Below are 14,546 nucleotides of genomic sequence, written 5' to 3'. Positions count from 1 at the left end.
GCATCCATCGCGCGGGTGGTGGATGTTTTAGCGTGCATTTCGCGGCTTAAGTCATTCACTCGCTGGCATGGACGAAATTCTACGCACTATTCCTCACCGCCCGCCTTTTCTCTTTATCGACGAGATCGTCGAAGTTCGCGAGGACGGCGCCACTTGTAAGCGCACTATTCGTATGGAAGAGCCTCAGTTCGAAGGGCACTACCCAGGCAACCCGATCATGCCGGGCGTATTACTGTGCGAAGCATGTTTCCAGGCCGGCGCGATCTATCTCGCCAAGCAAATCGAAAAAGAAGGCCGTTCATTGGCCGACGTGACGCCAGTGCTGTCTCGTATCTCTGATGCGCGCTTTAAGCAGATGGTGAAGCCGGGCGATGACGTTGTTATCGAAGTGACGATGAAGGAGAAGGTCAGTAAGTTCTTCTTCATGAAGGGCAAAGTGCTGAAAAACGGCAAACCAGCGCTTACGATTGAATTCGCGTTGGCAATGCTCGAACCGGAGGCTGGTAAGTGAGTTTCTTAGCATTGGCAGGCAAGCGCTTCCTCGTAATGGGGGTGGCGAATCGTAAGAGCGTGGCATGGGCGATTACTAAATCGCTCGAGGCTGAAGGCGCTGAAGTCATTCACAGTGTGCGCTCGGAAGCGCGTTTGGAGAGCCTAGAGAAGCTCCTCGGCGACCGAAAGGCCTACATATGTGATGTCGAGTTTCCGGAGCAGATCACCGCACTCGCCGAGCAAGTCGGCGCGGATTATGGCGAACTGGACGGCATTGTGCACTCCATCGCATTTGCGAACTACTCCGAGGGCTTTAAGCCGTTTCACGAGACGGTGCGTAAGGACTTTTTGCAAGCCACTGCGATCTCTGCCTTTTCATTGGTCGAAGTGGCAGGCGCGTTTAAGCCGTATTTGAAGAATGAGGCCTCCGTGGTTTCCATCGGCATCTCATCCACCGATGTGACCGCTGAGAACTACGGCTACATGGCTCCGATCAAAGCGGCGCTGGAAACTTCGTCTTATAATTTGGCAAAGTCCTTTGGGGCGGATACCCGTGTGCGCTTCAATACCGTCAATGCCGGTCCGCTCAAGACTAGCGCGTCCGCAGGCATACCCGGTTACTTGGAGAGCTATCTCTACGCCGAGAAATTGACCTTTCGTAAGCAGAATCTCACCACGCAAGAAGTCGCGAACACCGCAGTCTTCTTGCTGAGTCCTGCATCGAGCGGTATCAACGGTCAAGGCCTCGTCGTGAATGCCGGTATGGATCGCAACTACTTTGATAAAGAGGTGGTTAGCTTGGCAATGCGCCCTGAGAAGCGGTAGCGGGTGCTGATTGTGGACGGGGGCAACAAAAGGATGATGACCTGACTCCGTCAGTGCATTCTCCTTTTTTGCTCTTGAACGGAGAAATTCTGCAACCTAAGAAACGAAGTATGTCAAAACGAGTAAAAGGTTTCCTATTGCTGTTCTCTTGGGCCGTGCTGTCGAACCAACCGTGCTTGGTCGCCAGTGAATCTGCGGTATCGCTTTTTCCCAAGGTAAAGAGTCAGTCCACGCATGGCGGCGATGATGGGCGTCTCAATCCCAAGTTATTTACTAGAAATACGAACGGCAAAGCGAGAGCCTGGCGCTCAAAAATAAAGGCACAAGAAGGGGATTCGATCGATATCGAGCTCAAGACAGGAGATTGGGGACGCGCAGGGCCCAGCGATATAGCGATGGTTTGGGCGAGTTATAATCAGGATTGGGCGCCCATTTCAGCAAGCGGCAAAACCATCACTTACAGCTATACATTTGGAGAATCCACCATTGGGGTCTCTTCCAGTTTTCGCCTCATCGCGAATCAAGAGTCTCGGAAAGACGGTTTCCTCGGTGACTGCGCACTCATCCTTAATTACGGTGAAAGGGACTGCACCTTTTACCTAAACGGTCAGACCAGCACTGGCAAATTAACTGATCCGATTGTTAGCGGGACAAGCGTGACGATCACACTGCATCCGAACAAAACCTTGGACATACAGATCAATGACACTCCTGTGATCGCAGATCAAAAACTGATATACGATGAGAATTATATTGTATTTTCAGCTAGCAGCGAAGCTCGATCGAACCCTGATGCGCCACGTCAGCTGACGCTACGTGAGGTGACTGCCAAGGTTCATTGAGTGAGCCGTCTGAAGATACCATAGGGTAGTGCTATTGGTTTCGGTGCTTCGATGGGGTTAATTGATTTTAGTGGGACTCTTCGATTTGTGCAGAGTGGTTAGATTCTAGCTGCTTGTAATCCGCTTCTCTGAGGATTTTAACCGCATGCCTGAAATCTGCGTTTCAAACTATGGGGCATTCGCGATCTTACCGCATTTTTTGGGGCATCGTTAAAGAGAGGGGACGGGCGTGCCATGACGCAAAAATGCTGTAGCGAGGTCGATCTTTATGGGGGTCATTCACCGAACTGGCTAAATAAGCTTTACGTCATCGTTGGGGTGACTTGGATTGTTTCTATTAACACCATGATGTGTTTTTTGTTATGAAGCAAATTTACCCCATAAAGTGCATCGCCATGGTAGGCGCGCTATTCTTCTCGTTGTCTGCTAGTGCTGCGGATGCGAATCAGGCGAAGTTAGACAGCTTGGAGGCTGCGGTTCGGCATTTGTCTGCAACGTATCCCGACAGTTATACGGATGACGCTCGCTTACTTGAGGATATTGGCAAACTTCACGCGGTTGAGGGTGCTGCGTTTGACCAAGCCTTTGTTGATGTGCAGCGCGAAGCGCTCTTGGCGCATCCAGATTTACAGAAATACCCCTTGGTTTTCGTTGAGCGTAAGCAATATCCCAAAGACCATCATAATACCGGCACGATCTTTCAGACTGGCGAGATTAACCATAGAAGTGTCAATGCGGTCCTCGGTTGCCAGATCGGTAGTGTGCGCCTCTCTGACGGCGAGCAACAGACCTTATTTGCGACCGAAGGTGTGCTGCGTGACATCGAAGTGAGCTTTGATGCGAAGCGCATTCTGTTCTCTATGCGAACCGGCGCAGACACTGACTATAAAATTTATGAAATGGACTCAAGTTGCCAGCCCAAGCAACTGACCTTTCAAAGTGCTGTCAGCGATATCGATCCATTTTACATGAGTGGTGGCAAGATTGGCTTTAGCTCGACCCGTGATCCGAAGTTTTGTGCCTGCAATCGTCATATTATGGCGAACTTGTATACGATGAATCAGGACGGCACGAACATTGCCCAAATCGGTAAGAGCATCGAGTTTGAAGGGCACGGGGTGCAGCTTGCCGATGGCACGATCCTTTACAATCGATGGGAGTATGTGGATCGGAATTTCGGCGGCGGGCAAGGGCTGTGGCTGTCGAACCCCGATGGCACCAATCATCGCCTGTATTATGGGCAAAGCACACCGCATGCGATTTTGAATGCGCGGCCGATCCCCGGCACGGATCAAGTGATTTGCGTATTCTCTTCCTGTCACGACCGTCCTTGGGGAGCCTTGGCCATTCTGGATCGTAACAAGGGCTTGGAGGGGCGTGAGCCGATCGTTCAGATGTGGCCCGCTTCTGCGATCGATCTGGTCAAGGATGAATCGAGTCAGTATGGGGGCAGCGGGGGCTTCGATGTCTTTAGGAAAGTCAACCCGAAGTATGAAGACCCCTACGCCATCGATTCGAATTTTTTCCTAGTGAGCCGCTCGGATTCGGGTGCGAGTAGCCAGATTTATCTCGTGGATACCTTTGGTAATGAAATTTCGGTGTATGCCTCGCAGGGAGAGTTGGGTGCCTTTGATCCATTTCTCATGCGTCCGCATCCAGAGCCCCGCAACCTGCCCAGACGCGTCGATTACAGTAAAGATCGTGGCTATTTCTATGTGACCAATGTTTACGAAGGCACACACATGGAAGGTGTGGAACCGGGCGACGTGAAGTATCTACGTGTCATCGAAAACCCGCCGAAACTTACCTGGACGCCGCAGTCATGGGGAGGGCAGGGCGCTCAAGCTCCGGCGATGAATTGGCACGATTTCGACAATAAGAAGATCTTGGGCACGGTGCCGGTGGAAGCCGATGGCTCTGCCTTTTTTGAAGTCCCTGCAGATCTATTCGTCTACTTTCAGGTTCTAGATGAGAACAAACGGATGCTACAGTCGATGCGTAGTGGCGTGATCGCGCAACCCGGTGAGATGAACGGTTGCATCGGTTGCCACGAAGATCGCTACGATGCGCCACAGACAGATCCGTCTTATACCTCGATGGCTTTTAAGCGTGCACCGAGCCCAATGGACGGGTGGCTTGGGGAGATCCGCGATTTTAACTATCTGCGGGATGTTCAGCCAGTATTTGATATGTATTGCATCGAATGCCATGACTATGGCAAAGAGGCTGGTGAGTCGCTCAATCTCTCTCGTGATCTGACCTTAGTGTTTAATACATCCTACATGGAGCTGCATAAAAAGGGCATGCTCAATACTGTTGGTGGCGGGCCAAATGATGTGCTCGAAGCGAAGTCTTGGGGCTCGACCCAAAGTCGATTGATCAAAGTTCTCGAAGAGGGGCATTATGATGTCGAAATCAGCCCGAGTGCCTATGAGCGCGTGGTCACTTGGATTGATTTGAATGCGCCTTACTATCCCACTTATGCGAGTGCCTATCGTAACAGTCCGGCAGGCCGCGTGCCTTTGAGTAATAAGGAGCTGGCGCGCCTATTAGAGCTCGCTGGGCTGAAAGTGAGATTACGCCATGGTATGCCGGTATTAGTCTCTTTTGACCGCCCCGAACTGAGCCCGATTTTAAGTCAATTGGATCGGGGCTCGTCGGCTTATCAAGAAGCCTTAGAGATTATTCGAGGCGGAGCGGATCGCTTAAAAAAGACGCCTCGTGGGGATCTTCCTGGCTTTGTCCCTGCCGAAGAAGATCGGCAACGTATTGAAACTTCGGCCGAGTTTTGGGCAGAGGAATTGAAGCGCCGCGCAGCAATTCAATCTGGTGAAAAAATCGATGACCATGGGCAACGTGTTAACTAAGAGCTGGATGCTTAGAGTTGCTTCAGCCTTCGCATTTCTAGGTGTCATAGGCTTGCTGCCTCTGCATGCGTTGGGTGAATCGATTGCCGTTGCGCCTACCGCAGTGCTCGAAGTCGATGGCGAACTCTATGTGACTGCAAAGCACGCGCAGCAGATTCTGAAGCTCTCCACCGATGGCGATGTGCTGGCTCGCTTGCCCCTCGACGCACCTCCAGAATCGTTGAGCTTGGCCACGGATACTTCGGCTTTTTGGGTGGGCACGGCCGATCCGATGGGGCGACTCTATCAAGTGAATCGAGCCGATTTTACGATTCGTGAGACCTTGACCTCTGGCCACACGCCGAGCGCAATCGTTCCGCTTGCGGATAAGCTTTATGTCTGCAATCGGTTCGAAGATGAGGTGGCAGTGTTTCAAGGTGGACAGCTGGTTCAGCGTATCGCGGTGCCGCGTGAGCCTATCGCCGCTCAACTCTCTAAAGACCAGAGCCGTCTGTATGTGGCGAATCATTTGCCCAACGTGCGTGCTGACGGAGATATCGTGTCCTGCGAGGTCAGCGTGATTGATACCGCAACCGACCAACTGATCAAAACCATTGTTCTGCCCGATGGTATTACCGGCATTCGTGATATTGCGCTGACGGCCGATGGTCGCTACATTCTTACTGCATCGTTACTCGCGCGTCATCGCGTGCCTGCGACGCAGTTAGAGCGTGGGTGGATTAATACGAATGCACTCTGCCTGATCGATACGCAGAGCGAGTCTTTTTATGCGACCGTGCTACTCGACGATGTGGATCGCGGTGCCGCCAACCCCTGGGGGATTGCGTGTGCCGACACTGGTGATATCTTCGTCGCTTGCGCCGGGATTCATAGTGTCATTCAAATTGATGGTGAGGCACTGGTTCAGCACTTAGAATCGTTGACTGCGGAGCAGCGTGCCGCCTTGGCTTATAATCTCTCTTTCTTGAGTGGCCTGAAGACAGTCATCTCACTTCAGGGCAAAGGCAGTCGCGATCTATTCCTCGCTGGTAATAAACTCTATGTGGCGCAGTATTTTTCGGATACGGTCGAGTGCATACATTTGGATCAAGGTAACCGAGTTGAGGTCATGCCCTTGAGTGGAGCGCTCTCAATGACTGAAGAGCGGCGCGGTGAGTTCTTGTTTAATGATGCGAGTTACTGCTACCAGAACTGGATGAGCTGTGCCAGTTGCCACCCCGACACCCGAACCGATGGGATCAATTGGGATCTGCTCAACGATGGCTTTGGTAACCCGAAGCAGGCGAAGAATATGCTGTATGCGCATCGCACGCCACCGACGACGGTCACGGGGTGCCGACCAGGGGCGGAAGTCTCTGTCCGTGCCGGTATTCATTTCTTGATGGCAACCTTACCGGAAACAGATGCACTCGCTATTGATCAATTCTTAATGGAGTTGCCGCAGATCCCTAGCCCTGCGCTAGAGAACGGCGAATTATCAGCAAGCGCCCTGCGGGGGAAGCTCGTGTTTGAACAGGCGAAATGCATTCGCTGTCACAGCGGTGAGTATTTCACGGATATGGAGCTGCACAATATCGCCACAGGCCTAGGGCGTGAAACAGATCAGAAATTCGATACTCCCACGCTACGCGAAGTCTGGCGCACGCGCCCCTACTTGCATGATGGTCGCGCCGCGACACTCGAATCGATCTTCAAAGAGCACGACCCCTTGGGCCGCCATGGCAAGACTCAGTCGCTCAGCCCTGAGGACTTTAGTGATCTGATGGAATACGTCCGTTCGCTTTAGGTCACAGGCCCAATCGATCAATGTTTGATCTGAGTCGGGCCGTCGCTTGCGCGATGCCGCCGAGCCTAATCGACTCTGTGACTTCAACTAGTAATATATTATACTATCCTTTGATATTTTCTGGTAGTATGTAGCCATCGAAGGGAAGACCACTGTGAATACTTTTCAGCTGTATTTGTTAACCGCCCGCTACGCTAGAGATCGCAGAGCACGCTGAGAGCTGACGCAGAGCATTTCACGCAGCCCTCCCCTTCTCCTCGGCGCACTCAGCGATCTCTGCGGTTAAACCTTTTTACCAGTTTTAGTCGCATGTTGGTATTAAACCGCAGATGGCGGCCAAGCAATTGAAACAGCAGATAAAAGACGCGTAGAACAATGAGGCGACTGCGAGGCGCCAGTGAACTTTCATGCTTTCAACTGATTCAGCTTCGTTTGCAGCATCCGAATTTAAGTGCTCACTAGAATCATATCGTAAAATGCACTATCACCCTAACTGGAATGATAGTGCATTGGAGCAGTTGAATTATCTCATTCAGAATATCGTTTGACCTGATTTGGGTTAGGATGATAGCGTAACATGCAATAATGACTTGTTCGTCGGAAATGAAATATTTCTCCATATTAACAATTTTTATTTTTTCAGCTCTTTCAGCGTGTGGAATTACTGATAATACAGAATTAAAAATAACAATTACAGCTGTGGGCATAACCGATCCTATGATCCAAAGAATAAACATTAAGGATTTGTTAGATGATTACGGAAAAAAGAAGAAAATACAGATATCTTGGACATCTTTCACGATTGGGAAGAAGTCTAAACGAAGCGGAGAGATAAGATTTAGAATTCATCACGATAGCAGCATTATCTTAATTCCGGTCACAGACAACAAACAGCACCCAGATATACTATTTCCATTAGATAAAAAGAAAATGGAGGTCGCGCTAAGAGATGGCGGCAACATTGTAATCGAGCAGGTCGAACCAGACGGCACAGGTCAACCCCATGTAACCCGCCCGAAAATCCGAGAATCACTTGAAAATTTAATCTCACAGGAGGGGCGCCAGACCTCCACGTTCGGCCCCAAATAATGAAATACAGCATGCTAGTCGCAGGTCTATCTTTACTCCTTGTAGGATTTTCAACAGGGCGAACAGAAATCTCCAAGGCAGATCTTAACAGCACTTTTTCTATCAACTCATCTCCGACGTTTGTCGGGCATTTTTATGAAGGATCTGATGATTCATATCATTATTTCACCACAAGGTGGCGATATCGAAGCGATCCTAAAATTAAAGTTAACAGAGGAAATCTCACGCTTTCAAAAACACAAAAAATCGGAGAAAGAGAACTTCGAATAATTGTGCTCAACCTACCTGATAAATCTAATCTAGAACCATTTTTCACGATCAATGGAAGGGTCGTGTATATCAAAAAAACAACCGTGAATTGAGTCGAGCCACTCGGACTAGGACAACCCGATAATCCGTCTGTGAGGTTCTAAAAAACGATAGGACTGCGAGCCCCACTGTCGGTTGCCTGTCCTCATTGTTGGGCGCAAAAATAATAATAATGAAGAAAATTATCCTACTATTCCTAGCACTCCCACTGGTGGCTTTTTCGCAATCCATCATCGTTGAATATGTTAGTAACGATGTGCTGACGTTAGAAGCTAAGCGTCTGCACTTAATTGAAAAGCAACTCGGAATATCGAGGCATGACTTCAAAGTTAACTGCGACTTTGAGTTTTCGGGGACTGCAGAAGTCGTTTCGCTGCCATCCGAACGCGTCGTGTTCAGTTCACGAATCGATGGAAGAAAGGAAAGGCAGTATTTCAGTAGCGTGGTTTTGACTGACCCGAAATTTGATGGCTCACTCTACAAGGCTGATATCCACTTTGATTGGTTCAGCCAGCGGTATCAAAGCGAAAACAAAGGCATTCAAACCAGCGTCACGGGTGTGAACAAATCAGGGATGGATGGTTACAACAGATTTGAGTTTCCTCAGGAAGTTGAATCTTCGGGCTTAAAGACAGTTTGGGTGTTCAGCCTTAAAGGTGCAGATGGAAGCTGGAAGCCCGCCTATGCTCTTCGAATCAAACCTCTGTCCAACTCGACGGAGTAGACCATCGATTCCGCTGGCGCTCATCTATCGTATATCCTCTACGTGCTATCGGTTGGCCGCGCTGAGCAAGCTCAAGAAGCAGTTCACTCGGGCGCGAAGCACCTGCGCAACCAACTACTAGAGGCTCGGGGTTTGGGAAAAGAAATCAATATGTTCACACCAGAAGAATTCAGAGCCTACAGTCAAAGGCTCGATGGAATTAGAAATCCTAAGATGTCACTCAAGCGGCTCCTCCCATACGTGGTAAAAGGAATGGCTTTGATCTTCCCAGTTATTACACTGGCCGCATGGAGTGAAGTTAGCTACCGAAGCACTTCAGACCTAGAAAATCCGACTGTATACTTATGTATTCTATACCTAGTATTTGTAGGTTTCTGGGCGGTTCCTAAATTGAAGAAAATGCGAAATGAAATGATAGGAAACCTGCCTGTTTGCCCTTTTTGCGAGACTCGGATGCACTTACACACGATTAGGTTAGTCATGATTTCTGACCGATGCCCAGATTGTGGCAGAACCATCATATCACCTAGTCTGAAAGGCTCCCCCGATCCGGTCGATCGTGCGTAATCGATTCCGCTGACGCTCCTCTATGCTCACGCTTGAGGTATGGCCAAACTGTAACGGATCGAGGGCTGCTACATCTTGAATTCTCAGATTCTACCGCTGAAATCTGGATCTAGGAGAAAATAGACTCGTGTCCCGTGTCCTGCTTCCCGTATCCCATAGGGACATGAATTTTAAGAATGTAGCTATCGAATCGCTAGCCTATGCGCTGCCGGATGAGGTGTGGACCTCGGCGGACGTGGAGGCGAAGCTGGCGCCGGTCTACGAGCGCTTGCGTTTGCCGGAGGGGCGCTTGGAGCTGATGACGGGCATTAAAGAGCGTCGTTTTTGGCCAGCGGGCAGTCGCGCGTCGGAGGCGTCGGCAAAGGCGGGCGAGGCGGTATTGGCTCAGTCGTCCTTTGATCGCTCAGAAATTGATTTGTTGATTCACTCGTCGGTGTGCCGTGATCGTCTGGAGCCGGCGACGGCGGCCTATGTGCATGGTTTATTGAATTTGCCGGGCAAGACGCAGATTTTTGATGTGTCAAATGCGTGCCTTGGGTTTCTCAATGCCATGGTCGTGGCGGCGGGCTTGATTGAGTCGGGGCAGATCGAGCGTGCGCTGGTGGTGTCGGGTGAGAATGGTCGTCCACTGGTGGAGAATACACTACAGCAGTTGCTCAATCCTGAGCTGACACGGAAGACGATAAAGCCGTATTTTGCGAACCTCACGATTGGTGCGGGCGCGGTGGGTGCGATGCTCTGCCGTAAAGAGCTGGCTCCGGCATCGTGTCCGTTAGTGACTGCGGCGGTGGTCGAGACGGATAGTTCCGCCAATGAAATGTGCCAAGGCGACAGTGCGGGCGATGCCTTGGAGATGTTGACCGACTCGGAGGAGTTGCTGGTGGCAGGCATCGGTGTGGCGACGCGTGCATGGGCGCGGTTCGTCGAAGCGACGGGCTGGACGGCGGAGACGCCGGATTGCGTGATCACGCACCAAGTGGGCAAGGCGCATTCGCGTGAGTTGTTTAAGGCGCTGGGGCTGGATCTGGCGAAAGATTATACCACTTTTGAAACGCTCGGCAATGTCGGCTCGGTTTCGTGCCCGATTACTTTGGCACGTGCGATTGAGGACGGTGTATTTGTCGCTGGGCAAAAGACGGCGCTGCTGGGTATTGGCAGTGGTTTAAGTAGTTTGATGATGGCTGTGGAGTGGCCGAAGCATGATTAATTCAAGAGCCTCACAATTACCGCCTGAGGTGCGGGTCGAGTATCCGTTTGCCGGAAATTTGTTTGATCAACCAGCGACGCCGAAGTCCGATGGGCCGGTGCAGATGCACTATCTCGATGAGGGCACGGGGCCTGTGGTGCTCATGCTGCATGGTAATCCGACGTGGTCGTTTTATTATCGAAATGTCATCAATCAATTGGTTGTGGCGGGTTATCGTTGCATCGTGCCTGACCATGTGGGGTGCGGGCTTTCGGATAAGCCGAGCGATTATCCTTACACGCTGAAGCGCCGCATTGAGGATGTGGAGCGATTGATCGATCATCTCGCGATTGAGCAGTTCAGCCTGATCGTGCACGATTGGGGTGGTGCGATTGGCTGTGGTCTGGCGGGGCGTCGCCCTGAAGCACTGGAAAAGTTGGTGCTACTCAATACCGGGGCGTTCCGTTCGAAGCGTATTCCGCTGCGGATTGCGTCGATCAAGGTGCCGCTGATTGGTGAGGCCGTGATTCGCGGGCTCAATGGATTTGCCGGGCCGGCGGCCGTGATGTCGGTTAAGACTCCGCTCTCACCTGCAGTGAAGGCGGGCATGCTGTGGCCGTATCGCAGCTGGGCGGATCGCGTGGCGGTGTGGAATTTCGTGAAAGACATACCGCTGCATGAGGGGCATCCGAGCTACAAAACCTTGGCTGAGGTGGAGGCTGGACTTGTAAAGCTGGCTGATAAACCGGTGCAGATCGTATGGGGCGGTAAGGACTTTTGCTTCAATATGCACTTCTTTAAGCGATGGTGTGAGATCTTCCCGAATGCTGATGTGAAGCTGCATGAAGGGCATGGGCACTATATACTCGAAGATGGAGGTGCGGCAGTTCTGGGGCAGATCGAGGCGTTCTTAGTTTCGTAAAGTCTTTGCGCTGAGGTTGTAAAGAGACCTTAAAACGGGCTGATATTACTTTCTTTTTAGAGATGGGGGCGTTGTTTTATTGTAATTTCTGAGGAGGGTGGCATTTGATACGGGTTTTTACTTTCGTTTCTAGTGTCAATTGCGCATTCAGACATAGGCAGTATGCCTCTCCCTCAGGCTTTTCCTTGGGGCGTGTCCCTCTTTTCAAAGGATGAGGGTGTGTTGCTGTATGCCAACGAGCACATGCAGCGCTACTATGTCGGCACTCATTGTGATGGAGCCGTAGTGGATGATAAATTCGTGTTTCCTCGAGGGCAGGGATTTGCTGATGTGGTGAAAGAGCTGTCTGCTGGGCACTCCTGGTCGGGGCGTGTCGTGCCGTATCAGAACAAGCACGGGATCGGGTCGGTTGAGTTGTTGTTACAGCAAGATCCTGACGATGCGAATCGAGTGTGGCTCTATACGCTGGAGCATCCGTCGGTGGATGGGGCACTGCGCTTCAGTAGTCGCAGTGAGTTGCAGATTCTACAGGTGCTGCTCGATAATACTCTGGAGTATGTCTTCTTCCGCGATACGCAGGGGCACTTTATCATTACCAATCAGGCGTTTAGCGCTGCGGTGGCTACGGATGAGGTGGCATCGCCTGCGGGACTGACGATTGCGGCTTTTGTCTCGAAGGATAGTGCGGATTGGGTGGCTGATATGGATCGTCAGGTCTATGAGTCGGGGCGGCCGTTGGTGAATAAAGTATCTCGATTTACTTTTAATAATGGCACGATGCATTGGCTGCAGATGACGACCGTTCCAGTGCGCAGCGGCTCGGGTGAGATCGTGGGCTCGGTGAGTGTGGCGCGCGATATCAGCGATTTGAAGCGGACGGAGTCGGATTTGTTGGCCGCAATTCAGGAGGCCAGAGATGCGAGTCGTGCGAAGGGAGAGTTCCTCGCGGCAATGAGTCACGAAATTCGCACACCAATTAACGGAATCATCGGTGCGTCGGAGCTTTGTCTAGAGACGCCGCTCGATGCCGAGCAGCGTGGCTATGCTGATACGGTGGTGCAGTGTGGTAATACTTTGCTCAGCTTGGTGAATGATGTGCTAGACTTCTCTAAGATTGAGGCCGGGCAGTTAAACTTGGAAACGCTTTCGTTTAATCTGGCAACGCTATTGGAAGACGTGGCGCAAGAGTTTACCGGGGTCGCGCGACAAAAGCAGGTTGAGTTGATCGTGACGTATGATGACGAGTTGCCAAACTATTTGATGGGCGACCCGATGCGTCTGAAGCAGGTTATATATAATTTGATAGGTAACGCGGTGAAGTTCACAGAATCAGGTGAGGTCGCGTTAAGAGCAGAGATGCTGAACCGCGTTGAAGGTAGCGCTCGGGTGCGTTTCTCTGTCTCTGATACGGGTGTGGGGATACCGCCCTCTCGGCTCGACGCGATTTTCCTTAGTTTTACGCAAGCCGATATGTCGACGACTCGTCGATATGGCGGCACGGGGCTGGGACTTACCATTTGTAAGGAGCTTGTAGATCTGATGGGAGGCTCGATTCGGGTGGAAAGTGAGCTCGGCGTAGGGGCTACTTTTACGCTGGAAATCCCGTTTCAAGAAAGCGCGCATTCTGGCGCAGAGTCGATTCTGTATAACCCAGAGTTGGCGGGGTTACGTGTCTTGATCGTTGATGATAACCCGACTAATCGCGATATCTATCAACAAATGTGCAAAGGCTGGGGCTATCGTAGCACGATTGCCCGAGAGGGATTCGAAGCGCTTGCGATGCTAGAAAACGCATGCCGTGCGGATGATCCGTATCAACTCGTGTTGCTCGATCAGCAAATGCCAGGTCTGACTGGTTTGGATTTGGCGAGTCTGGTGTTGAGCCGTCTCGAATTAAAGGGGACGAAGATGTTATTGCTGTCTTCGTCGTTGAATCGCACTGAGATGGAGCGTGCGGAGGAATTAGGCATCGCGCGTGCGCTGTCGAAACCGGTGAAGCGCGGCACACTGATCGAAGTTATTTTAGAGACGTTCAATGTGCGAGGTGCTCGAACACCTGAAGCGAATACGAACTGTGAGCAGTTGCTTGAAAGTGCAGACGAGTTGCCAGAATTGATTGGCTCCGTTGAGGAGCGTCTTCATATTTTATTAGCCGAAGATAATCAGGTGAATCAACAGATTGCATGTCGTCGTTTAGAGAAGTTGGGGCACCAAGTCGTCGTCGTTGCCGATGGCAAACAAGCGGTCGACCTCGTCCTTTCCAAGCAATTTGACTGTGTGCTCATGGATGTGCAAATGCCAGTGATGGATGGCAGTGAGGCGACGCGTGAGATTCGCCGGTTCGAAGCCGATCAGGGGCGTCCGTCGGTATTTATCGTCGCGATGACCGCGCATGCCATGAAGGGCGATGAAGAGAAGTTCCTCGAGAATGGTATGGATGAGTATATTTCGAAGCCCTTCCGGGTGGAGCGATTAAAAGAGGTGCTGGAAATCGCTAAGGCGCATAAGCGTGAGGTGGCTGATGCGGCAGGGCCTGACTTGGATTTGAGTTTTTCGCAGCGCTTGGATGAGATGCACGAGGAAGATCGTGAAGATGTGCTGAGCGTTGCAGGGATTTTGTCGGATACTTTGCCGAAAGATTTGCATAAGTTAGACTGTGCGCTTCGTGAGAAGAACTGGAAGCAAATCGCCTTCATGGCGCATAGTTTAAAGGGGGTTTCCGGGGTGTTCGGTGCAAGCAATATCGTGTCTCTAGCCGTTGAGTTGGAGGCAGTCGCGAAGCGTGAGAATGTATCAGCGGCACGTGAAGTGTCTGGCCGGTTTGTCCATGAATTACGCGTGTTGCTTGGTGAGGTCGAGATCGAGTTGAAGAAGCGCTCGATGTCCTCGGATGCATGCTAAGCGGCTGTAAAATAGTCATTTTTGTTTTTTGCCTTT

At 51.2% G+C, this 14,546-nt stretch carries 10 protein-coding genes; all 10 read left to right on the top strand.

All coding sequences use genetic code 11. From position 1 onward, the window contains the following. Positions 1–67: 67 nt before the first annotated feature. The 10 genes from GZZ87_RS02535 (at position 68) to GZZ87_RS02490 (ending at position 14,510) form a co-directional block, all read left to right on the top strand. The gene (locus GZZ87_RS02535; RefSeq protein WP_162027753.1) at positions 68–511 is read left to right on the top strand and encodes a 3-hydroxyacyl-ACP dehydratase FabZ family protein; all 444 of its coding nucleotides are present in this window, start codon (positions 68–70) and stop codon (positions 509–511) included. Then, the gene (locus tag GZZ87_RS02530) at positions 508–1,317 is read left to right on the top strand and encodes an SDR family oxidoreductase (RefSeq protein ID WP_244648051.1); all 810 of its coding nucleotides are present in this window, start codon (positions 508–510) and stop codon (positions 1,315–1,317) included. The genes GZZ87_RS02535 and GZZ87_RS02530 overlap by 4 nt, the downstream gene beginning before the upstream one ends. 110 nt (positions 1,318–1,427) lie before the next feature. After that, entirely contained in the window at positions 1,428–2,159 is a 732-nt protein-coding gene (locus GZZ87_RS02525) for a hypothetical protein (RefSeq protein ID WP_162027752.1), read from the top strand. A gap of 362 nt (positions 2,160–2,521) precedes the next feature. Then, a complete protein-coding gene (locus tag GZZ87_RS02520; protein WP_162027751.1) occupies positions 2,522–5,026 on the top strand; it encodes a hypothetical protein in 2,505 nt (834 codons plus the stop codon). Then, positions 4,989–6,812, top strand: coding sequence for a hypothetical protein (locus tag GZZ87_RS02515; protein ID WP_162027750.1), 1,824 nt, complete (start codon positions 4,989–4,991; stop codon positions 6,810–6,812). Before GZZ87_RS02520 ends, GZZ87_RS02515 begins: the two co-directional genes overlap by 38 nt. Before the next feature lie 603 nt (positions 6,813–7,415). After that, a complete protein-coding gene (locus GZZ87_RS02510) occupies positions 7,416–7,901 on the top strand; it encodes a hypothetical protein (RefSeq protein ID WP_162027749.1) in 486 nt (161 codons plus the stop codon). A gap of 481 nt (positions 7,902–8,382) precedes the next feature. Then, positions 8,383–8,934 carry a hypothetical protein gene (locus GZZ87_RS02505; protein ID WP_162027748.1) on the top strand — a complete coding sequence of 184 codons (552 nt, stop codon included), beginning with the start codon at positions 8,383–8,385 and terminating at the stop codon, positions 8,932–8,934. A 730-nt stretch (positions 8,935–9,664) separates the two neighbouring features. Continuing rightward, a complete protein-coding gene (locus tag GZZ87_RS02500) occupies positions 9,665–10,708 on the top strand; it encodes a 3-oxoacyl-ACP synthase III (protein WP_162027747.1) in 1,044 nt (347 codons plus the stop codon). Next, positions 10,701–11,609: an alpha/beta fold hydrolase gene (locus tag GZZ87_RS02495; protein ID WP_162027746.1), complete on the top strand. Its 909-nt coding sequence runs from the start codon at positions 10,701–10,703 to the stop codon at positions 11,607–11,609. Before GZZ87_RS02500 ends, GZZ87_RS02495 begins: the two co-directional genes overlap by 8 nt. A 192-nt stretch (positions 11,610–11,801) precedes the next feature. Beyond that, a complete protein-coding gene (locus GZZ87_RS02490; protein ID WP_162027745.1) occupies positions 11,802–14,510 on the top strand; it encodes a response regulator in 2,709 nt (902 codons plus the stop codon). Positions 14,511–14,546 lie beyond the last annotated feature (36 nt).

The sequence above is a fragment of the Lentimonas sp. CC4 genome (assembly GCF_902728235.1).
GTDB lineage: Bacteria > Verrucomicrobiota > Verrucomicrobiia > Opitutales > Coraliomargaritaceae > Lentimonas.
Note: the sequence above shows the minus strand (reverse complement) of the source record. Positions and strands in the feature narration are given on the sequence as shown.

Excerpts from the sequence above, each read along its gene's own strand:
- GZZ87_RS02510 (WP_162027749.1), top strand. The coding sequence starts at position 7,416 with ATGAAATATTTCTCCATATTAACAATTTTTATTTTTTCAGCTCTTTCA.
- GZZ87_RS02495 (WP_162027746.1), top strand. The coding sequence starts at position 10,701 with ATGATTAATTCAAGAGCCTCACAATTACCGCCTGAGGTGCGGGTCGAG.
- GZZ87_RS02535 (WP_162027753.1), top strand. The coding sequence starts at position 68 with ATGGACGAAATTCTACGCACTATTCCTCACCGCCCGCCTTTTCTCTTT.
- GZZ87_RS02525 (WP_162027752.1), top strand. The coding sequence starts at position 1,428 with ATGTCAAAACGAGTAAAAGGTTTCCTATTGCTGTTCTCTTGGGCCGTG.
- GZZ87_RS02505 (WP_162027748.1), top strand. The coding sequence starts at position 8,383 with ATGAAGAAAATTATCCTACTATTCCTAGCACTCCCACTGGTGGCTTTT.
- GZZ87_RS02520 (WP_162027751.1), top strand. The coding sequence starts at position 2,522 with ATGAAGCAAATTTACCCCATAAAGTGCATCGCCATGGTAGGCGCGCTA.
- GZZ87_RS02500 (WP_162027747.1), top strand. The coding sequence starts at position 9,665 with ATGAATTTTAAGAATGTAGCTATCGAATCGCTAGCCTATGCGCTGCCG.